The 20070-nt window shown below is 58.2% G+C and carries 19 protein-coding genes; 8 read left to right on the top strand and 11 right to left on the bottom strand.

Features of this window, described 5'->3' with window-relative positions; genetic code table 11:
• The first annotated feature begins 53 nt into the window (after window positions 1-53).
• Window positions 54-3803 (top strand): DUF1631 family protein, encoded by a 3750-nt coding sequence (locus C7436_RS10645; protein ID WP_121207803.1) that lies wholly within the window; start codon window positions 54-56, stop codon window positions 3801-3803.
• A gap of 26 nt (window positions 3804-3829) precedes the next feature.
• A complete protein-coding gene (locus C7436_RS10640; protein WP_121207802.1) occupies window positions 3830-4696 on the top strand; it encodes a phosphoribulokinase in 867 nt (288 codons plus the stop codon).
• Here the strand turns inward: C7436_RS10640 and C7436_RS10635 are convergent, their stop codons facing one another.
• From C7436_RS10635 to C7436_RS10625, 3 genes are all read right to left on the bottom strand, one after another.
• On the bottom strand, window positions 4697-5551 hold the full coding sequence (locus tag C7436_RS10635; RefSeq protein ID WP_121207801.1) for a pirin family protein: 855 nt from the start codon (window positions 5549-5551) through the stop codon (window positions 4697-4699).
• Window positions 5552-5700: 149 nt separating this feature from the next.
• Complete coding sequence (gene speD, locus C7436_RS10630; protein WP_011786962.1) at window positions 5701-6492, bottom strand: adenosylmethionine decarboxylase; 792 nt, start codon at window positions 6490-6492, stop codon at window positions 5701-5703.
• Between the two features lie 233 nt (window positions 6493-6725).
• Entirely contained in the window at window positions 6726-7148 is a 423-nt protein-coding gene (locus tag C7436_RS10625; protein ID WP_011786961.1) for an OsmC family protein, read from the bottom strand.
• Between the two features lie 249 nt (window positions 7149-7397).
• Here C7436_RS10625 and crp point away from each other — a divergent pair, with 249 nt between their 5' ends.
• A complete protein-coding gene (gene crp, locus C7436_RS10620) occupies window positions 7398-8039 on the top strand; it encodes a cAMP-activated global transcriptional regulator CRP (protein WP_007153756.1) in 642 nt (213 codons plus the stop codon).
• 269 nt (window positions 8040-8308) lie between these two features.
• Window positions 8309-9217: a vWA domain-containing protein gene (locus C7436_RS10615; RefSeq protein ID WP_011786959.1), complete on the top strand. Its 909-nt coding sequence runs from the start codon at window positions 8309-8311 to the stop codon at window positions 9215-9217.
• A gap of 89 nt (window positions 9218-9306) precedes the next feature.
• Here the strand turns inward: C7436_RS10615 and C7436_RS10610 are convergent, their stop codons facing one another.
• From C7436_RS10610 to C7436_RS10580, 7 genes are all read right to left on the bottom strand, one after another.
• Entirely contained in the window at window positions 9307-10188 is an 882-nt protein-coding gene (locus C7436_RS10610) for an alpha/beta fold hydrolase (protein WP_121207800.1), read from the bottom strand.
• A gap of 85 nt (window positions 10189-10273) precedes the next feature.
• Entirely contained in the window at window positions 10274-11353 is a 1080-nt protein-coding gene (modC, locus tag C7436_RS10605) for a molybdenum ABC transporter ATP-binding protein (RefSeq protein WP_121207799.1), read from the bottom strand.
• Complete coding sequence (modB, locus tag C7436_RS10600; protein ID WP_022993172.1) at window positions 11350-12030, bottom strand: molybdate ABC transporter permease subunit; 681 nt, start codon at window positions 12028-12030, stop codon at window positions 11350-11352. Before modB ends, modC begins: the two co-directional genes overlap by 4 nt.
• A complete protein-coding gene (modA, locus tag C7436_RS10595) occupies window positions 12030-12797 on the bottom strand; it encodes a molybdate ABC transporter substrate-binding protein (protein WP_121207798.1) in 768 nt (255 codons plus the stop codon). The genes modB and modA overlap by 1 nt, the downstream gene beginning before the upstream one ends.
• Window positions 12798-12806: 9 nt before the next feature.
• Complete coding sequence (locus C7436_RS10590; RefSeq protein WP_121207921.1) at window positions 12807-13760, bottom strand: alpha/beta hydrolase; 954 nt, start codon at window positions 13758-13760, stop codon at window positions 12807-12809.
• Entirely contained in the window at window positions 13726-14712 is a 987-nt protein-coding gene (locus tag C7436_RS10585) for a sterol desaturase family protein (protein WP_041656521.1), read from the bottom strand. Before C7436_RS10585 ends, C7436_RS10590 begins: the two co-directional genes overlap by 35 nt.
• 111 nt (window positions 14713-14823) lie before the next feature.
• On the bottom strand, window positions 14824-15561 hold the full coding sequence (locus C7436_RS10580; protein WP_023009512.1) for a glutathione S-transferase family protein: 738 nt from the start codon (window positions 15559-15561) through the stop codon (window positions 14824-14826).
• A 109-nt stretch (window positions 15562-15670) separates the two neighbouring features.
• On the opposite strand from C7436_RS10580, the gene C7436_RS10575 reads away from it, so the two are divergent.
• Window positions 15671-16108 carry an META domain-containing protein gene (locus C7436_RS10575; RefSeq protein WP_121207797.1) on the top strand — a complete coding sequence of 146 codons (438 nt, stop codon included), beginning with the start codon at window positions 15671-15673 and terminating at the stop codon, window positions 16106-16108.
• 129 nt (window positions 16109-16237) lie between these two features.
• Window positions 16238-17215, top strand: coding sequence for an META domain-containing protein (locus tag C7436_RS10570; RefSeq protein WP_121207796.1), 978 nt, complete (start codon window positions 16238-16240; stop codon window positions 17213-17215).
• Here the strand turns inward: C7436_RS10570 and C7436_RS10565 are convergent.
• A complete protein-coding gene (locus tag C7436_RS10565; RefSeq protein ID WP_121207795.1) occupies window positions 17191-18024 on the bottom strand; it encodes a substrate-binding periplasmic protein in 834 nt (277 codons plus the stop codon). The genes C7436_RS10570 and C7436_RS10565 overlap by 25 nt on opposite strands.
• Window positions 18025-18168: 144 nt before the next feature.
• On the opposite strand from C7436_RS10565, the gene C7436_RS10560 reads away from it, so the two are divergent.
• Both C7436_RS10560 and C7436_RS10555 read left to right on the top strand, forming a co-directional pair.
• Window positions 18169-19269 carry a M14 family zinc carboxypeptidase gene (locus C7436_RS10560; RefSeq protein WP_121207794.1) on the top strand — a complete coding sequence of 367 codons (1101 nt, stop codon included), beginning with the start codon at window positions 18169-18171 and terminating at the stop codon, window positions 19267-19269.
• 1 nt (window position 19270) lies between these two features.
• A complete protein-coding gene (locus C7436_RS10555) occupies window positions 19271-20008 on the top strand; it encodes an alpha/beta fold hydrolase (RefSeq protein ID WP_121207793.1) in 738 nt (245 codons plus the stop codon).
• Window positions 20009-20070: the final 62 nt, after the last annotated feature.

Genomic DNA, 20070 nt, shown 5'->3' with positions numbered 1-20070 from the left:
GCCGGATTTTCGCATCCGGCAACATGCCGGCTTTGCAACTGGTCAGGTAGTTCATGGATCCGAGAGAGCGTCGCAGCAGCCCCCGACAGCCGATAAAACTTGCCGCTCAGATAGATGCCGGCAATGGTGAGGCGTGGCCCTGCCAGATTGCAGATTTCTGTGCCGAAGGCATGTTCATTCGTTATTCGGGTGAAACCTCCGGCAAAATCGAGCGGGCCTTTGCCGGCGGCAGCGTTACCGAGCTGGTGGTTCGGTTCCGCGGTCTTGAGGGCAATCGTCGATACGAGCTTCATGTCAGCCCGGTGCGGCGTATTGACGGTGCCATGGGCGTGCATTTTACCCGCCCCGATTCCGATGCCTTCAACGCCATGCTGCAGTTGTGTGGCAGCTCCGGTGATCAGTCCCGGTCATCCCTTCGCGCCCCCAGTGAGCGGGTTCAGTTTGTGCTTCATCAGTGTGCCAAAACGGTTACGCGGTTTATTGAACCACTGATGGATGCCTGTTTTGTGCAGACGGTGGATGCCCTGCGTGTTACAGCCCAGAAAGCCCCCAATGATCAGCTTGCCAATGAGTTGATGGATGCATCCGGCCAGATTCAGGGGCGCCAGCGGGTGCTCTGGCATTACATGAGCCGCAGTCTGGAGTCGCCCTTAAAACCGGAGCCCAAAGGCGCGCCCGGTTCAGTGTTGTCGGTGGTAGACAAAAACGAGTTTGAGGACTGGCTGGCAATTCGGGTGATGGTTACCCGTGCTGATACCCAATACCGTGGCGACCTGCTGCAGCTCAAGCTGAGGCTGGACAAGTTAGGTATCGCCAATCGCACCGGCCATCATAATCCCCTCGGTCCCGCCCTCGTGTGCGAAGCCTTCCATAACGCGCTTGCCCAACTGAAAGTCAGCCGGGACGTTGAAAAGGTCTGCCTGAAGACGTTTGAGCAGACGGTGATCAAACAGCTGGAGCCGTTGTATCGGGAGTTGAACAATATCCTGATCCGGCATGGTGTGTTGCCGGATCTGGACCTGTCCCGTTATCTGAGCGAACAGGCGCCGGCCAGGAAGGAGCCGCCGGCCGAGGTGCTGAAGCCGGAGCCTGAAACACCTCTGGAAAAGCCGCAGCCTGAGGCGCCGGAAAGCAAACCCGGGCAAACGGCCCGCGGGCTGAAAAACCGGGTAGCTGGAGAGTTCCGGGGGTATGCCAGGGCAGCCCAGACTGCTTTTGCTACGGTGAGGAATCTGCTGACAACACTGCAGGCCAGTCGTGTGGAGAATGGAGAGGCGACGCCAGAGCCGTTTCCGGCCAATGCTCGTCCGCTGTCTCAGGGTGAACTGCACCGGGAATTGCAGGAGCTGCAGCTACGCGCTGCGGCTCCGGAAGAGCCGGCCGTGCCCTTGCGGGACCGGGTGGTTGAAAAGATACGTGAAACCGGTGACACCCGGCTCAATACTGAGCAGCAGGACACTCTGGACGTTGTCGATCGGTTTTTCCGGAGCGTGGTCGATAGCCCCAAACTCAGTGACTACGCCCAGAGCCGAATGCGTCAGCTGGAAGTGCCGGTGCTGAAAGTTGTGATGCGTGATCCCGAATTCTTTGAGGACCAGGACAGCCCGGTTCGTGGTGTGATGAATCGCCTGGCACAACTGGGCGTGAAGGGTGGCCGGCTGAACCCGGTGGTGCAGCGCCGGGTGGATGAGCTGATTCACCGCATTGCTACCGAGTTTGAACAGGATACCGGTGTGTTTGAGCAAACCGTAGGTGAGCTGGACACGCTGATTGACCGGCAGAACCTCGTGTATCGCCGCAACGTTGAGCGTGTGACGGCTGCCGCAGAGGGTGCCCAGAAGGTTGCCGAATCCAAAACTGCCGTAGCCAGCGCGCTGGAAAGCAAACTGGCTGGCCGCAAGGTTCCCAGGGCCCTGGTCAGCCTGCTCGACGGTGGCTGGCGGGATTTATTGTCGCTGACCTGGATTCGCCAGGGACCAGACAGTCAGTTATGGCAGGACTACCTGGCAGTGATCGATTCGCTGATGGCCTTTGCCGAGGACCCGGACAGCAGCATTAACCTGCCCGAACTGTTGCGGCTGATTCAGGATGGTCTGGCGTCGATCTCCAGCAACCATATGCCGTCCTCCCAGATCCGGGATGAGTTGAAGCAGTTCCTGGTGCGTCGGCCCGACAAGGCGCCGGAAATGGTTGAAATGCCTGCGGTCAGTGGTGTCCGCCCGGACAAACAGGTGCTCAGTGAGCGGGAACAGCGCAGCCTGCAACGCTGGATCAACCGGGCCCAGCAATTGCGCACCGGTGACTGGCTGCGGGATCAAACCAAGGCGGAAGATCCCCAGTATATCCGCCTGGTGTGGATTGCCCGTGGTTTCAGCCGGTTTGTATTCGTTAATCACCAGGGTATGCGGGTGGTTGAGCTGGAGCTGGAAGCTCTGGCCAGACAAATGCGCAAAGGCATCATCGTACCGGATAATCAGTATGATCGACCGCTGGTAGATGAGAGCATCGACCGCATGGTTCGCAACGTCTATGACCAGCTGTCCTGGGCATCCACCCATGATGAACTGACCCGGCTGCTTAACCGTCGGGAATTCGAGCGTATGCTGGAACAGCAACTTGCCCGCCGGGAAGATAGCCGGACTTTATTGCAACTGGATCTGCGCGGGTTCCGATTGCTGAATGATACGGCGGGCTACCAGGCCGGAGATGAAACCCTGAAACGGGTGGCGGAGGTCATCTGTCGGCATGTGGGCGATGGCATGCCGGTGGCTCGTCCCGGAGGCAATGAATTTGCCATGCTGGTGCCTGAAGAACAGGGGCCGGAAATTGCCAAGGCGCTCCTGGAAGCCATTGCAGATGAGCCCTTCGAGTATGGCGGACGGTGTTACACGTTAAATGCCAATGTTGGTCTAGCGCCGGAACTGCCCGCGTTGATCAGCGCCGAAAAATGGCTGAAAGCCGCCGAACAGGCGCTCAATTCTGCCCGTGACAAGGGCCCTGGCCGTTTCTCTATATACACTCTCGACGCAGACGACCAGGCCCGGCAAGAGCAGATTGCAGCCCGTGTGGCTGGCCTGAGCAACCCGGATGAAGAACGCATGCTGCTGCGTTGCCAGAAGATCATCCCTCTGCACGGCAGCACCCGCATGGGGGCGCAGTATGAAATTCTGATCAGTATGTACGACGACAGCGGGCAGCTGATTACCGGCCAGGATTTCGTTCGCATGGCCGAGCGCTATGACCGTATGCAGGCGGTGGATCGCTGGGTCGTGGGGCACATGCTGGATTGGCTGAGGGATCAGTCACCGGATCCGCGCCATGTAGGCGGTGTGTGCATAAATCTCTCCGGCTATTCGTTGAACGACCAGTCACTGCTGGAATTCATTTACGAAAAGCTCAGTGAGAAGGATGCGCCTATTGAGCGTCTCTGGTTCGAGCTGACGGAAGCCTCTGCCATTCATGACCTGCAATCGGTGGCGGATTTCATGCTGGAAATGAAAGAGCTCGGCTGCCGGTTCTGCCTGGGTAACTTTGGTAGTGGCCCCAGTTCCTTCCAGTTCATGCGATCGTTGCCGGTAGATCTGATCAAGATCGACAGTGCCTTTACCGGTCAGTTGGCAGTCAACCAGACGGACCAGGCCATGGTCAGGTCCATGGTTGATATGGCTCACTACATGGAGCGGGAAGTGATTGCCTCTCAGGTTGAATCCCGTGAGGTTCTGGATATGCTGAGACAACTGGGCGTGGATTACGCTCAAGGGTTTGTGGTCGAGAAGCCCCGACTGCTGACCAGCCTTGTCTGACGCACATCCGGGAACCTGAGCTTTTTATGTCCAGACGCCATCCGATTATCGCCGTTACCGGGTCTTCCGGGGCGGGCACCACCACAACCGGGCAGATCTTCAACCGCATGTTTGCCAGTGAGGGTATTGCTGCCGCTATGGTCAGTGGCGACAGCTTTCATCGGTATACCCGGGAGCAAATGGCACGACTCGCCGCTAAAGGGCAGTTTGGTGAACGCAACCATTTTGCCCTGGCAGCCAATCATATTGATAGGCTGGAAGCTCTGTTCTATGACTACAGCCATACCGGCAATGGCCGTTACCGGCAGTACGTTCATGACGAAGACCGCGACCTGGTGGCCGAAGGCCACAAACCTGGCACCTTCACCCCCTGGGGCCCGTTACCTGCGGATACCGATGCCCTGTTCTACGAGGGGCTCCATGGCGGGGTGGTGAGCGACAACTACAACATTGCCCAGTACGTTGACTTGCTGATTGGTGTGGTACCCATTGTCAATCTGGAGTGGATCCAGAAAATCCATCGGGATACTCATCAGCGCGGCTACAGCCAGGATGCCGTGGTTCAGACGATCATCAATCGGATGGACGATTACGTGCACGACATCGTGCCGCAGTTCTCTCATACCCACATCAACTTCCAGCGAATTCCGCTGGTGGACACGTCCAACCCGTTCGTTGCCCGGGATGTGCCCAGTGAGGACGAAAGCATGGTGGTCATTCATTTCAGGGAAACGGCGGAAGTGGATTTTCCCTGGTTACTGCAGGCCATCCCCCAAAGCAGTCTGTCCCGCCACGACACTCTGGTGATCCCTGGGCCGAAAATGGCCCTGGCCATGGATCTGATTATCCGGCCCATGGTCCAGAGCCTGATGGCTGGTAGAACTTTTGCCTGATCAGGCTGTCAGGGTGCCATCGCGGTAGTCGGCCAGCGCCTGCTCAATCTCGGCCGTTGTGTTCATCACAAAGGGACCATACTGGACAACTGGCTCGCCGATGGGGCGGCCGGCAATCAGCAGCAGTTTTGCGCCGGCCTCTCCGCCTTCAATCAGAACTTCATCCCCCTGGTCCAGAATGTTTGCCGAGGATGGTACCAGAGTCTGGTTCCGGTCTTCGCTCACCAGACTTGCGACGCCTTCGTACAGGTAGACCAGAGCATTGAGCGCCTGAGGTACCGGTAAGGAGACTCTCGCTCCGGGCTCCAGATGGACGTCGGCATACACGGGCTCCGTGCTGCCGCCGGTGACTGCGCCGGTGACGGCACCGCCACCGATTTCCAGTTCACCGGCAATTACCCGGACGGAAACACCCGGCTGACGTGCTATCGGAATCTCTTCAGGCTGAATGTCCCGGTAGCCGGCGGGCTTCATTTTTTCAGCGGCCGGCAGGTTGAGCCAGAGTTGGAATCCCCGCATGCCCCCGGATTCCTGTTGCGGCATCTCCGAGTGCACGATGCCCCGGCCTGCGGTCATCCATTGCACCCCACCGTTGCGGAGGTTGCCGCGATTCCCCAGGTGGTCCTCATGCAGCATGTGGCCTTCAATCATATAGGTGATGGTTTCAAAGCCCCGGTGCGGATGGGCCGGAAAGCCGGCAATATAGTCCTGGGGCTGGTCAGAACCGAATTCATCCAGCATCAGGAATGGATCCATGCGCACGGATTGGCGCTGACCCAATGAGCGTTTGATGCGAACCCCGGCGCCATCGGATGTGGCCAGTGCGGGAATGGTTTGTTTCAGGGAGCGAAGCATGATCCCGTCCTCCTCTCGGTTAGTCATGGGGCTATTTAACCGGGATGGTGGAAGGGATGAAAACGCAGAATTCTGGCGGGGGAAGTCAAAAAAACTGACGAAGGCATCAAAAGGTGACGACGGGAACCCCGTCGTCACCTCCGGAGCGATTATTCCACGTTGCGGGAGTAGAAGATTTCCAGCATTTCCCGGCGCAGGCGATCCTCGATGGACTGGGCTTCTGCCGGGTCCAGATCGCCGGCGTTCACTCCGAACACATAGTTGTCCAGATTGAACTCCTTGAGCATCATCTTGGTGTGGAACAGGTTTTCCTGATACACGTTGACGTCGATCATCTGATACGCGTTCTGGGTATCCTCGGTCAGGTAGTTCTGGATCGAGTTGATGTCGTGATCGATGTAATGCTTGGTACCGTCCACGTCACGGGTGAAACCGCGTACACGGTAGTCAACGGTAACCACATCCGAGTCGAAGCTGTGAATCAGGTAGTTCAGTACCTTCAGCGGTGAAATCAGACCGCAGGTGGACACGTCGATATCGGCCCGGAAGGTGCTCACGCCGTCATGGGGATGGCTTTCCGGATAGGTGTGCACCGTCACGTGGCTCTTGTCCAGATGCGCCACAATGGTATCCGGCAGCGGACCAGGGGACTCTTCGTTATTGGCTTCGCTGTCGGACAGTTCGTGCTCGGCGATCAGCATGGTGACGGACGCACCATGAGGCTCGTAATCCTGGCGGGCAATGTTGAGAACATTGGCACCGATGATCTTGACCACGTCGGTCAGAATCTGGGTCAGACGCTCGGCGTTGTACATCTCGTCGATGTAATCAATATAGGCTTCGCGTTGTTCTTCGGTCTGCGCGTAACAGATGTCGTAGATGTTGAAGCTCAGGGATTTGGTCAGGTTGTTGAAACCGTGCAGCTGGAGTTTGGTTTCCATGCTCAGCCCCTCCGGGAAATGGAGATGAATGATCACAGGGAGAGGAACTCTCCCTGCCGAGGCCGCCACCGACTACTGACCGGGTGAATGGAACTGTTCACCTTTTGCGCAGACCGGCGGAGAAAGTTGCGTATTATGCATACCGCAGGTGTCATTGAATAGTATTTGCAATGACATTTTTTATAACGAAAAGCCGCGGTTGCAGGGCGCTGGCCGGAATCTGCCCTGCCGTTCTAGCTGGCGGCCTGGATTTCGAAGCTGTGCGTGATCTCGACACCGGCTTTGCCCAGCATGATCGAGGCTGAACAGTACTTGTCGGCAGACAGGCTGACTGCGCGCTCCACCTGCTTTTCCTTCAGGTTGTTTCCGCTAACCACAAAATGAAGATGAATGCGGGTGAACACAGCCGGCACCTCATCAGCGCGCTCCGCATCAAGCTCACAGTGACAGGCGGTCACGTCCTGGCGGCTTTTCTTCAGGATGCTCATCACATCGAAGGAGGAGCAGCCGCCCACGCCCATCAGCAGCAACTCCATTGGGCGCGGACCCAGATTCTCGCCACCGTGATCCGGGGGGCCGTCCAGTTGAACACTGTGGCCACTGCCACTGGTTGCTTTGAAGCTGGCATTGCCGGTCCAGTCGACGGTTGCTTTCATCGGAGTTACCCCTGGTGCCTGAATGAATGGGCAGGATGCTAGCACAGTTAGCTCCCTGCGGCATGATGTGGTTGCGACCAAAGCGGTATTGCCTTCAGATACATCCTGTATCCGCTTTTGAGTTGCCCAGAAGTTACCTTCTTGTTATAAGTTGCGTGGCATATCAGTAAAACCCCTAACCCGCACGGACAGGCGGGGATATAAAAACGATCAGGAATCGCCAGACTCTGAGGAGGCATGTCTCGCATTATGGCTACCATTGTCAAGCCGGTTGAGCAGAAGACCAAACACCTGGATTACTTCCTTTCCCAATGCCATCGCCGGCGTTACCCAGCCAAAAGCACCATCATCTATGCGGGTGATAAAAGCGATTCCCTGTTCTACATCGTCAAGGGCTCGGTCACTGTCATTATTGAAGACGACGATGGTCGTGAAATGATCATGGCGTACCTTAATGCCGGTGATTTCTTCGGCGAGATGGGGCTGTTCGACAACATGGATTCCCGGAGTGCCTGGGTCAAGGCCAAGACTGAGTGCGAAGTGGCAGAAATCAGCTACACCAAGTTCCGGGAAATCGCTCAGCAGGATCCGCGGGTGTTGTACTTTATTGGTGAACAGATGGCCTCGCGCCTGCGCCAGACTACCCGCAAGGTAGGGGACCTGGCGTTCCTTGATGTCACTGGCCGGGTTGCCAGAACACTGCTGGATCTGTGCAAAGAGCCGGATGCCATGACTCACCCGGACGGCATGCAGATCAAGATTACCCGTCAGGAAATTGGACGCATTGTTGGTTGCTCCCGGGAGATGGTCGGTCGGGTTCTGAAAACTCTTGAAGATCAAGGTCTGGTGCGGGTCAAGGGTAAGACCATGGTGGTTTACGGTACCCGTTGATTGCTCTCTCCCTCCCTGTAATCGCTGCATAAAACGGTGCTCTGCTTTTGACGGGCACCGGTCTTTCTCGGTATCTCCGTCGGTATATTCGCCATTTCCCGCTCCGTTACCTTCTCAGCTTTGATGGTGTCGAAGCACTTTACAGTTGTGTTCAGGCACATTAACTGAGTGTTTTATAACAAACTGAAAATTAAAGATCTTTTCAATTCTGGCAGGAATCGCGCAGGGAAGGTTGAGTCACACATTGACTCACAAAAAGGAGTTTAACCATGAAAAGAAAATGGATTGCCGGCACTGCTGGCCTGGCCGCAGCCGCCCTGATGAGTTCCGCTTCTGTTGCCGCGCCGATTACGGCAGATGTTGTGTTTCTGGTCGATGAATCCGGCTCCATGGGTGGAGAGCACGCCTGGCTCAGCAATATGATTGCAAGCCTTGAGAGTGGTCTGGTCGGTGAGGGCGTTGGCTCTTCGGTAAGCAACCGGTATTCGCTGGTTGGTTTCGGTGGTTCGTCATTCAGCAACCATCTCGATCCCCATGCCCATGATATGGATGCCGTTACTGCGGGCACTCAGGAGTGGGGTAGTTCCACCGATTTTGCTGCTGCAACGTCGACGCTGGTTACCAACGGTGGCACGGAAGACGGCTGGAGTGCGCTGGACTGGGCACTGAATAATCTGAGCTATCGCGCGGATGCCGCGGTTAACTTTGTGCTGGTTACCGACGAGGATCGTGACAACACGAATGCTGCCCTGAACAAGGAGAGCCTGTTGTCAGGATTGTTCGGGAAGAACGCGCTGCTGAACGTGGTAGTAAACAACAGCTTTGGTTGTGATGCGTCCTCTACCAATGCCATTGGTATCGACAGCGATGATAACGGTTTCCAGGCCGATGGTTCCGGTGGTTTCACCAAGTGTGAAGGCGCTGGCAACATCGGTAGTGGTTACGGAACCACTGGCAGCGACTACGTCGATCTGGCCCTGAATTCCGGCGGTGCCGCCTGGAACCTGAACATTCTCCGTTCCGGTGGTACTAACGCAGATTCGTTCACCGCATCGTTTGTTGACACCAAGGTACAGGAAATTACCGAGCAGCCTCCGGTTTCTGTGCCGGAGCCCGGTACCCTGGCCCTGCTGGGTCTGGGTCTGACTGGCCTGGCATTCCGCCGCAAGAAAGCCTGATCGTTCGATCGAGGCTTGCAGTAACAAGGGCGCCTTCGGGGCGCCCTTGTTGTTTTTGTGACCGTTGTCATCAGGGGCTTTGAGGTCCGCTAAGCGTTATTTCCAACAAAGGTTGATACAGACTGACAGATGGCGTCGGGCTCGGTCAGTGGCGCCCAGTGCGGGGCATCCAGTTCCTGCAGCGTGAGTTTACCGGTCCATTGCACCAGGCATTCGGTGAGTTGACGGCCAACGTAGGCATCCCGGGTAGGAATGATCACCTGAACGGGGCAGCGGGTGTGCCGTGGCCTGGGGCGTAGCAGTCTGGGCAGAAAGTTTGCCCGGTAGAGTTTTACGCCATATTGCCCGTCTGCCTTCTGCAAGGGGCTGAAGCGGGCGTCAGCGACCTGTTCCTGTTTCTTGAGGTAGTCGGGCCAGATTCTGTCCAGCCCGGCTTTCCAGATTATTTCCGGAAGTAGCGGCAGCTGGAACAGAAATACGTACCAGGAACTCGCCAGCTGCCGCAGTACCTTGGTAGTACCGCCGTTTGCTGGTGAGCCGATCTGATTGCGAATCCAGAAGCCGACATGATCCAGGCAGGGGCCGGAAATGGACGTGTAGGACCGAATACGCTGCTGGAGGTCGGGGTCGGTGACCGATTCCCAGCTCTGAATGGAGCCCCAGTCGTGGGCAACCAGATGAAATGGCCGGTCGGGGATAATGGCGTTGACGACTGCTTGCAGATCTTTTGCCAGCAACGACAGGCGATAGTCCCAGGTCCGGGCTGGCTTGTCGGAGCGGCCAGCACCGCGGACATCGTAACGAATCACCAGATACTCCTGGCTGAGTGTGGCCGTGACCTTGTCCCAGACACTGTGGTTGTCGGGGTAGCCGTGTACCAGAACAATGGGCGTTGCTTCCGGGTTGCCCTCCGCAACGGCGTAGAGAAGAAGGTCTCCACTGGTCACCCAGTGTTCATGTTTGGTCGGCATCAGTCCGCTCCCGGCATAGTGTGTTTAAACGCCAGAGTAGCGATATCACTGGTCACACTCTGTGGCCAAAGGGGCCAGAAGTCGTTCAGTCCACCAGGGCAACCGATTTGATCTGGAGCCACACCGGCTGGCCAGGTGTGAGTGCCAGCTGGGCCGCGGAGCGGCTGGTGAGCCGGGACAGAAACGGAGTATTGCCAGCCAGCAGGCGCACCAGGGTGGTGCCGGGGGTGACGTCAGTCTCGACGTGGTCCACCCGCGCCGGCAGCAAATTCTGGATACTCTGGTCGCGATGCTCCGTCAACGCGATACTCACATCTCTTGCCAGTACCTGTATGCGGGCCTGGTCACCGTGCCGGAAGCGCGGATCCTGTCGTAGCCACAAGCTGCCACCATCAAAGCTGAAACGGGCGAGATGCCATGGCTCATCCAGCGCATCCAGTGTTGCCTGAACCAGTACGCCTGCGTCTTCCTCCAGCCGAAACGGCTGGTCCACACGGGCCAGAGTCTCTTGCAGCGGTCCCTGTGCGATAACATGCCCGTTGTCCATCATTACAATGTGGTTGGCCAGGCGCGCCACTTCGCTGGTGGAGTGGGAAACGTAGATCATCGGAATGGCCAGATGGTCGCGCAGCCGCTCAAGGTAGGGCAGTATCTCCTGCTTTGAGCTCTGATCCAGTGCCGACAGAGGTTCATCCATCAGCAGCAGTCGCGGGCTGGTGAGAATGGCCCGGGCAATGGCAACCCGTTGTCGTTCGCCCCCGGACAGTCTGGCAGGCATACGCTCCAGAAGGTGGGCCAGCCCGAGCCAGGAGACGGCATCGTCAAATCGGATCTGGCGGTCCTGTGCCGGAACCCGGCGCTGCCCGAACGTCAGGTTTCGGCGTACTGACAGGTGGGGAAAAAGATGCGTTTCCTGGAACACATAGGCCAGAGGCCTCTGATGAACCGGTCTGAACAGGTTGTCTTTCTGCCAGGGCGTGCCCAATACGGAAAGCTGTCCGTGAGCCTGCTGCAGCCCGGCGATGCAGCGGAGCAGCGTGGTTTTGCCGCATCCGGAGTGACCGAATAAAGCGGTAATCCCGTTGCCGGGTAGCTTCAGGTCGACATCCAGTTCAAATCCGGGAAAGCGGCAGATAAAACGTGCCTCGATGGCTGTGGGATTCATCGCAGTGCCCCTGCCCGGGCCCTGCCATTGAGGACGTACAGGGTCACCAGGACGATGAAGGAAAACGCCACCATGCCCGCAGCCAACCAGTGGGCCTGGGTGTACTCCAGGGATTCCACGTGATCGTAGATGGCCACCGACAGCACTTTGGTCTCGCCCGGGATATTGCCGCCAATCATCAGGATGACGCCGAACTCGCCGATTGTATGGGCGAAGGTCAACACGCTGGCGGTGATGAAGCCGTTGCGGGCCAGCGGAATCACCACAAAGAAAAACCGGTCCCAGGGCCCGGCCCGGAGGGTGGCGGCGGTCTCCAGAAAGCCTTCACGGATACTTTCGAAAGCATTCTGCAGGGGTTGCACGGTAAAGGGCAGGGAATAGATAACCGAGGCCACTACCAGGCCCTCAAAGGTGAACGGTAGTAAACCAAGGCCAAGACGTTCTGTCAGTTGGCCGACCCAGCCATTCGGGCCAAGCAGTAGGAGAAGATAGAATCCGAGCACCGTGGGCGGCAGGACCAGTGGCAAGGCGACGACAGCAGCGATGGGCTGGCGCAGCCAGTGCCGGGATCGCGCCAGCCACCAGGCGATGGGGGTTCCCACCAGCAGCAGTACCAGGGTTGTCAGTGAGGCCAGCTTCAGGGTCAGCCAGACCGGCTGCCAATAGGTTTCCAGCATCAGTCCGCCGTGTCGTATCCGTAGCCCTGAATAATCGCAACAGCGTCAGGGGATTGCAGGAAGGCAAGCCAATCTCTGGCGGCAGTATTGTCGGCACCACGCTTCAACAGAATCGCCTGCTGGTTGATGGGGGCGTAATAGCTTTGAGGAATTCGCCAGAGTGTTCCGTCCTGATCTGGCCAGGCTTTGACCTGAGCCAGCGCCACCAGCCCGGCCTGGGCATTGCCGCTGGCAATGAACTGGAAGGTCTGGGCGATGGAGTCGCCACGGACCAGTTTGGGTTGCAGAGGTGACCAGAGTTCCAGGTGTTCCAGGACCTGCTGTGCGGCCAGGCCATAAGGGGCAGTTTTGGGATTCGCGATCGCCAGCCGCGAGAACGGCTGTTCATTCAGGTAGGCGATGGGAGAGATAAAGGCCGCGGTCTCAGGGCTCCAGAGCACCAGCTTGCCTCTGGCATAGGTGAAACGCGAACCGGGAACGGCCATCCCCTCGGATTCCAGCAACTGGGGGCGTTGGGCATCGGCAGCCATGAACACATCAAACGGAGCACCGTTGCGAATCTGGGCGTAGAGTTTGCCCGTGGAGCCGAAGCTGGCGGTGACCTGGTGACCGGTTGAGGCCTCGAATGTCTCCACCAGACTGGCGGTGGTATCGGTGAAATTGGCAGCGACGGCGAGGGTCAGATTCCCCGCATGGGCGTTGCTCAGGGGCAGAAGCAGCCAGATTGCCAGCAAACGGAAAAAACGCCAGCAGGTACGGCGGCTCATAGCGATTCCTTATGGTAGTGACTGGGCCAGTAGCAGATCGCCGGCCTCCGACCGAGCGGGCGACTGAATACGGCATAAGGTTAGCACGTATTGCCACACTTCCATGCGATTGGTTTCATTGAGCATCTCATGGCGCCCGCCGTCGAACAACCGCAGCGTTACCTGCTCGATGCCCGACTCCCGGATGGTCTGAAAATGCTGGCGGACGCCTTTCCCCATCTCGCCCACGGCATCGGCGGTGCCGGACAGCAAATGCACCGGCAGATCCCGGTTCCAGGTTGCCGGCCGGATGCTCAGCATACCGCCAATGAAGTCCTGCCAGAGCCCCACGGTGCAATCGAAACCACAGGAAGGATCAGCTTCGTAGTGATCTACCTGGTCGGGGTCACGGCTCAGCCAGTCGCTGCCGGTACGGTTGGGCCGGAAAGCACGATTGAACTGGCCAAAGGTCATCTTGCCGATGAGCCGGCTGCGATGGCGCCGGCCACGGACGCCGGCAATCAGGTTAACCAGTAGCCGCGAGGCCAGCAGTTGGGGCCGGTGGATGCGGTTGGTGGCACTGAGGATCAGGGCGTTGATACGGTCGCCGTATTGCTGGGCATAACTCTGAGCGATGAACGAGCCCATGCTGTGGCCGAGCAGATTTACTGGCAGGCCTGGATGCTGCTTGCGGGCAGTCTCTACCACTTGCGCCAGATCGCCCACCACCCGTTGCCATCCGTCCTGGTCTGCATAATGCCCCTGGTGTTCAGCCGGGCAGTGGGGGCCATGACCCCGGTGGTGATAGGTGATGACAAGAATGTTGTGAGCCCCGAGCCAGCGGGCCAGCTCCTGGTAGCGATCACCGTGCTCCGCCATGCCATGGCTGATCACCAGAATGGCAACTGGCTGTGCCGGCAGGTATTGCCGTCCGGCAATGGTGTGGCCATCAGGGGTATTCAGCGTCAGAGGGTGTTCGGTCATGGTTTCGGCCCGCATCCTTGTTGTTGTTCTGAGGTGCCGGGCGCTGCCACTCCGGCGGATTCCATAAATGCTGAAGACGGGACAATAAGCTGCCGGGGCGGGCCATGTCGCGGAACATGTCCACATATTCGTGGGTCCAGAGCACAATCAGGTTATTGGAATGAATCTGCCGGGTAATGCCGTATTCCGGTGGGTTGCTGTCGCTCTCCGGGACAAAGGTTCCGAACAGGCGATCCCAGATAATCAGTGTGCCACCGTAATTGCGGTCGATGTATTCCGGATTGCGGCCATGGTGTACCCGGTGATGGCTCGGGGTGTTGAAAAGGAATTCGACCCAGGCCGGCAGGTGCCCCACCAGCGTGGTATGCACGAAAAACTGGTACACCAGGGAGAAAGCATAGGCGATGCCGATCCACACCGGGTTGAAACCGATCAGCGCCATGGGCAAATAGAAAATCCACATGCCGTTGAAAATGTTGGTGGCATTCTGGCGCATGGCGGTGGAGAAATTCATGCGTTCGGACGAATGATGGACTACATGGGCGGCCCAGAACCAGCGCATGCGGTGGCTGGCACGGTGCATCCAGTAGAAACAGAAATCCACGCCGAGAAAGGTCAGAAATCCGGTCGCCCAGTTCAGCTCCAGTTCCAGCAAGCGATAGTGATAGCAGAGCGCGTAGACGGGAAAGGCGATCAGGCCGGCAAAAAGTAGCTCCGTAACCTGGTAGCCGGCACCGAGGGCGAAGTTGCGAATAGCCTCCGGCACGTTCATCAACCGTGGGTCATGCCGTATCTTCAGGTATTCCCACAAGGTAACTGCAATGAACACGGGGGTGGCGATGACGAAAATCAGCTGTCGTTCGTCAAGAGCCAGCCAGGGGGCCAGGAACTGCCAGAGGCTGATCAGCCCGCTGTCTTCCAGCACTGTCCGCATCATGTCGATCAACACCATGGCTGCTCCCCGAATTATTTTTGTTGGGAGTCATCATCGCACAGCGTCGGGTAAAGGCGATGTCCTATTGCGCCAGGGTTGCTGGCCTATTCCGCCACCGCCTGGCCAGCGTCACCGGTTCTGGCGATACACCGCGGCGATGGGATCGATGGCAGTCTGCCATTCGGATAGCCAGGCCTGCACAGGCTTCGGAACCCTGCCCGGCTTTGGCCATGGCACCGGGTACTCGGGCGGCTGGAACAACGGCGCCAGCAGCGAGCAGGCAGTGAGATCGGCGCGGGTAAACTGATCGCCTACCAGGAACGGACGTTGCTGATAGATCTCGGCCAGTTCTTTAACCAGAGCCTCGAGGGTTGCCTGTGAGGTATCGGCGGTTTTCTGATTGATCTTCATCCACTTGCGCATGATCTCATCAACCCGGCTGAAGGCCAGGCTGAGCAGGATACGATTATAGAATGGTGTGCCCGCTGCCAGCATGGGTACCACTATTTTCGGGCGTTGCAGAAAATAGTGGTACACCCAGGTGCGCAGAGCGGGGCCGGCCTGTTCGTCCAGCTTCTGTTCCCATTCAAGAACCCTGGCCTGAAGGTCTGGATCCGCCGGCAACAGGGGCTTGTCTGGAAAGACCTTGTCGAGGTAATCCAGGATATGTCCGGAGCCCTGGATGATCTGGCCGTCGTGTTCGAGTACCGGTACAGACGACTCGGCCCCGGTCAGTTTGCGAATGGTGTTTACATGCTGGCCCGGGAGCAGGTTGACGGTCTGATAGTTGATGCCCTTGTAGTCCAGGGCCCAACGCGCCTTTTCGCAGTAGTGCGAAATGCAGAACTGATAGAGTTTGATCGCCATGGTGTTGCTCCGGATGTCTGGTAACTCAAGATTAACCTTTCTGTATGCGAATTCCCAAGACGGCAGGCGTAGAATGTAATGGTTATCTCACTATCTATCAGGGGGTTATATGAGTCTTGCAAAGAATGTCATGGCGATGTTGCTGATTACCGGGTCGCTCTGGGGCTGCTCCCTCAATGCCGAGAAAGAGGGTGGAAAGCCCGGGTCGCTGGCCGGTAGCGAGTGGTTGGTGGAAGAGATTGATGGTGAGCCGGTGCTTGAGGGTAGTGAGGTTACCATCGGGTTCACCGATGAAGGGCGGGTGTTTGGCTCATCGTCCTGCAACCGTTACAACGGAGGCTGGCACATTCAGGGTCAAGAACTGGTGTTTTCCCAGATGGCCGCGACGCGAATGGCCTGCCCCGAGACCCTGATGCAGCAGGAAAACCGGTTTCTGAAACTGCTGGGCGACGTTCACGGGTATCAGTTCGCCGCAGATGGCCGTCTGGTGCTTGAGACCGGGCAGGGCGTTACCATCCTGGCCTCGCCAGCCGCTGAACAGGAGTAGTTCCGGTCGCCTTGGCGATGACGTGACACAGATACGCTTCTGCCTCAGCGCTTTGCCTCGATCGTGGTGAATCCAGGATGGAATCTCTACAATGGCGACTTGTAGTCTGGAACAACAGAGGATGTGTTCATGTTTTTGCGACAAGGTGTATCGCTGTCTGTCGTGGTTCTTGCGGGTGCACTGATCAGTGCCTGTGTCTCCAACCCGACGAAAACGGGCCTGTCGGAGTTTGGCCGTTACCAGTGTGGCCAGCTCGAAGTTACGGTCACCAGCTCCGGTGACGACGAACTGGTAGGGCTGGAATACCTGAATCGCCGGGTTCTGCTCAAGCCGGCCGAGAGCGCCTCCGGCGCCTTGTTTGTCGCGCCCGGCGACCCGGATACCCGGTTCTGGAGCAAGGGGGAGCGGGCAACGCTGAGCCTGCGTGGCGAGACGCTTCCCGAGTGCCTGGAGCCGGGCGCCATTGAATCCTCGTTTCGTGGGATAGGCACGGAACCGTTCTGGTCTGTTGTCATCGAGAATGGCCAGATGCGGCTGACCCGTCCTTACGACCAGCAAGTCACCGAAGATATCCGCCTGAACGAGATTCTTGCCAATCGTCATGGTCGCGCCTATGAAGCCACGCTGGGTGACGAGCGGATGGAAGTGCGGATCGCTCATCAGTTGTGTGAAGACCAGATGGCCGGTGCTCAGTATCCGGCTCAGGTGCGTCTGACACTCGGCGATGAGACGTTTGAGGGTTGTGGCGGGGATCGTCAGCGACTGTTCCGGGGTGCCGAATGGGTGGTGGAAGACCTTGCCGGTGCCGGCATTATTGACCGCTCCAGAATGACCCTGAGGTTTCTGGCGGACAACCGGGTAGCTGGCCGGGCTTCCTGTAATCGCTATATGGGAAGTTATAACCTGACGGGAGAAGGGCTGTCCTTCAGTCTCCAGGCCACCACCATTATGGCCTGTGCGCCGGCGTTGATGAATCAGGAAAGGCGTTTCCTGGAGCTGCTGGAAGAGGTAACGGATGGCCGGATCGGCCGGCATGGTGAATTGCTGCTGCAAACACCCGCTGGCGATACCATAAAGGCTTTTCAGTCTGAGGTGGAAAGCCCGTAGGACGCCTTGATCACGTCCAGACGGCCAGTTTCAGCCAGCCTGGCCAGACCTGCATCCAGTAGTCTGGCCAGTTCCTCCGATCTTGAGTTGCCAGCCGAGAAGGCGATGTAGACGGGGGCCTGGTGGGCGATCCCGGCCAGTCTTGGAGGTGGATATCCTGAATGCTCCCGCAAAAACCAGCTCATGACCGCCTGGTCTTCGGCGAAGGTATCGGTACGTTCCTGTGCCAGTAGTCTGAGGGCTCGCCCGAGGGGCGCTGCTCCGGAGAGGACCCACACTCGTTCGGGATCATCGGTATAGTCTGTAATATAACGATCCAGCTCCGGAGAGTAGGAGTAACCGTTGATCACCAGCAGGGTTTTTCCGTTAAGCGACTCCAGCCCCCGGTATTGCCATTGACTCTCCGGATGCGTGTACAAGCCGATACGGGCGGTGCCCATGGGGCGCTCCGGAAAGACAAAGTCCGGGGCGTCGCCTTTCAGGGCGCCGATAACGCCATCAATCCGGTTCTCCCGGGCCAGGCTCAGGGAACGGGCCCAGCCATAGTTTCTGTACTCAACGTCAAAGCCGGATGCGGCAAAAATCTCCCGCGCAATATCCACCATATAACCTTCCTCCGGCGCACCAGCCCGGCAGTTATGGGGGCACCAGGGGTCGGCGGCGAGAATGATCCGGTGTTGATCAGGGTGGGGGGCAGGTTGCTGACGCGTGGCGCTTTCCGTGGCTTCATGCCGCCCTGGTTCTGTAGCCTCATCGGGTGAGCAGGCGGCCATCAACAGGGCCAGGATGAGCAACGGGAATCTGGGCATGAGCGGACTGGGTCACGGTAATCTGCGAAGGTGCATTTTCATAGTATACCCTTGCGTACTATTTGCAATAACAGGTTCGGCACTGTCAACGGACTGAAGCATTTCTGGCGCACACTGTCAGCAGCCGTTGCCAGAGAGCCTGAAATGACCGAACTGAAAGCATTGACGCCCCACGCTGTGATACCAGCGGAGCAAGCCCGCCGGGACAGAGGCCAGAAACGAAGGCTTCGCACTTTCCTGCCGGAGCTGATCCAGCTCGAGCGGCTGCTGGCGGAGGCGCCGGAAGGTGTCTCCAGTTCGGTACTGTCCCGGGTGAACGTTCGCGACCTTGAACTGCCGGTCTATCGGGTCGACCTGGGCACCGACCGCAAGGATGCGCCCGTTGTTATGCTGATTGGCGGAGTTCATGGGCTTGAGCGTATCGGCACGCAGGTGGTGATGGCGTGGCTGTCTTCTTTTTTGGCCCGCCTGGCCTGGGATGACAGCGTACAGGCGCTTCTGGAGCGGGTGCACATCACGCTTCTGCCCATGCTGAACCCGGGCGGCATGTACCTGAACCAGCGCAGCAATCCGAACGGGGTTGATCTGATGCGTAATGCGCCGATCACGGCCCAGGATCGCAGTGCCTTCCTGTTGGGAGGGCAGCGGCTTTCACCACGCTTGCCCTGGTATACCGGTGATCCCGAACAGGGGATGGAAGCCGAGAACCTGGCCCTCGAGTCGGTGATCCGGGAACTGCTCCCGGGTCGTCCATTCAGTCTGGCGCTGGATTGCCACTCCGGGTTTGGCTGGCAGGATCAGATCTGGTTTCCCTACGCCTATCGCCGCCGGCCCATGCGCCGCATTGGCTCGGTCATGGCGCTCAAACTGATCTGGGAACAGGCTTACCCCAATCACACGTACCGGTTTGAGCCGCAATCTGCCCACTATCTGACCCATGGTGATCTATGGGACTACTTTTACAAACAGGTTAACCGAACCAGCGACGGTGTTTTTCTGCCGCTCACCCTGGAAATGGGATCCTGGCGCTGGATTCGTAAACGCCCGCGTCAGCTGTTTCGGCTGGAAGGCTTCTTCAACCCACTGGTTCCGCACCGACACCAAAGGGTGTTGCGCAGTCACATGCCGTGGATTGATTTCCTGTTGAACGCCGCTGCCAGTCATGAGAACTGGTTGCCGGGGGCGGATGAAGAGTCCATGCTGAGGGAAGCTGCCATTATGCACTGGTACAGGGATAGCCGATGACATGCACTGGATCCTTCTGAGAGGCCTTACCCGGGAGCAGGGCCACTGGGGCGACTTCCCGGCACAGCTTCGTTCGGCCTTTCCGGAACACCGGTTCCACACCATTGATCTGCCGGGCACCGGCACACTGTTCCGCGAGGATTCTCCTGACACTATCCCTGAGATTCGCAGGCGCGTCTGTGAGCAGGTCAATCATATACCCAGGCCGTTCAGCCTGTTGGCGCTGTCCATGGGCGGTATGGTGGCCCTTGACTGGGCCCAGCATGCCGAACCCGGGGAGCTGCAGCACCTGGTTCTGGTCAACACCAGTTCCGGTTTCAGCCCGTTCTGGAAACGCTTGCGCCCGCTGGCCTGGCCGCGCGTGACTCAGCTACTGGCCCGTCGAGAGCTGTTTCACCGGGAGCGGGATATTCTGCGCCTGACGTCCAATCGAGAGATTCCACTGTCTTTGTGCAAAGCCTGGTACAGCATCCAGCGCCAGCGTCCTGTCAACTATCGTACGGCGTTCAATCAGTTGCGGGCGGCAGCCCGGTTTCAGCCCTTGCCGCAGCGGCCCATGGCAGACGCCCTGCTGCTGGCGAGCAAGGGTGACCGTATTGTGCACTGGCATTGCAGCGCCGAACTGGAACGGCGCTGGTGCTGGACGCTTCGGCTGCATCCGGATGCCGGGCACGACTTGCCGCTGGATGAACCCGGATGGATCATCCAGCAGATGGAACATTGGTTGCCTGGTCAATAGCGGTTGCTTGACGCAACTGTTTTTTGCGGTCACGCTCATTGGCGTCAATTCAACGAGTGAAC

This window comes from Marinobacter nauticus (assembly GCF_003634635.1).
Lineage (GTDB): Bacteria > Pseudomonadota > Gammaproteobacteria > Pseudomonadales > Oleiphilaceae > Marinobacter > Marinobacter nauticus.
This window is presented reverse-complemented; position numbering and strand designations above follow the sequence as displayed.

Bases quoted from the DNA above. Each gene is read 5' to 3' on its own strand.
- C7436_RS10645 (WP_121207803.1), top strand. From the start codon at position 54: ATGGATCCGAGAGAGCGTCGCAGCAGCCCCCGACAGCCGATAAAACTT.
- C7436_RS10640 (WP_121207802.1), top strand. From the start codon at position 3,830: ATGTCCAGACGCCATCCGATTATCGCCGTTACCGGGTCTTCCGGGGCG.
- C7436_RS10635 (WP_121207801.1), bottom strand. From the start codon at position 5,551: ATGCTTCGCTCCCTGAAACAAACCATTCCCGCACTGGCCACATCCGAT.
- speD (WP_011786962.1), bottom strand. From the start codon at position 6,492: ATGGAAACCAAACTCCAGCTGCACGGTTTCAACAACCTGACCAAATCC.
- C7436_RS10625 (WP_011786961.1), bottom strand. From the start codon at position 7,148: ATGAAAGCAACCGTCGACTGGACCGGCAATGCCAGCTTCAAAGCAACC.
- crp (WP_007153756.1), top strand. From the start codon at position 7,398: ATGGCTACCATTGTCAAGCCGGTTGAGCAGAAGACCAAACACCTGGAT.
- C7436_RS10615 (WP_011786959.1), top strand. From the start codon at position 8,309: ATGAAAAGAAAATGGATTGCCGGCACTGCTGGCCTGGCCGCAGCCGCC.
- C7436_RS10610 (WP_121207800.1), bottom strand. From the start codon at position 10,188: ATGCCGACCAAACATGAACACTGGGTGACCAGTGGAGACCTTCTTCTC.
- modC (WP_121207799.1), bottom strand. From the start codon at position 11,353: ATGAATCCCACAGCCATCGAGGCACGTTTTATCTGCCGCTTTCCCGGA.
- modB (WP_022993172.1), bottom strand. From the start codon at position 12,030: ATGCTGGAAACCTATTGGCAGCCGGTCTGGCTGACCCTGAAGCTGGCC.
- modA (WP_121207798.1), bottom strand. From the start codon at position 12,797: ATGAGCCGCCGTACCTGCTGGCGTTTTTTCCGTTTGCTGGCAATCTGG.
- C7436_RS10590 (WP_121207921.1), bottom strand. From the start codon at position 13,760: ATGACCGAACACCCTCTGACGCTGAATACCCCTGATGGCCACACCATT.
- C7436_RS10585 (WP_041656521.1), bottom strand. From the start codon at position 14,712: ATGGTGTTGATCGACATGATGCGGACAGTGCTGGAAGACAGCGGGCTG.
- C7436_RS10580 (WP_023009512.1), bottom strand. From the start codon at position 15,561: ATGGCGATCAAACTCTATCAGTTCTGCATTTCGCACTACTGCGAAAAG.
- C7436_RS10575 (WP_121207797.1), top strand. From the start codon at position 15,671: ATGAGTCTTGCAAAGAATGTCATGGCGATGTTGCTGATTACCGGGTCG.
- C7436_RS10570 (WP_121207796.1), top strand. From the start codon at position 16,238: ATGTTTTTGCGACAAGGTGTATCGCTGTCTGTCGTGGTTCTTGCGGGT.
- C7436_RS10565 (WP_121207795.1), bottom strand. From the start codon at position 18,024: ATGCCCAGATTCCCGTTGCTCATCCTGGCCCTGTTGATGGCCGCCTGC.
- C7436_RS10560 (WP_121207794.1), top strand. From the start codon at position 18,169: ATGACCGAACTGAAAGCATTGACGCCCCACGCTGTGATACCAGCGGAG.
- C7436_RS10555 (WP_121207793.1), top strand. From the start codon at position 19,271: ATGCACTGGATCCTTCTGAGAGGCCTTACCCGGGAGCAGGGCCACTGG.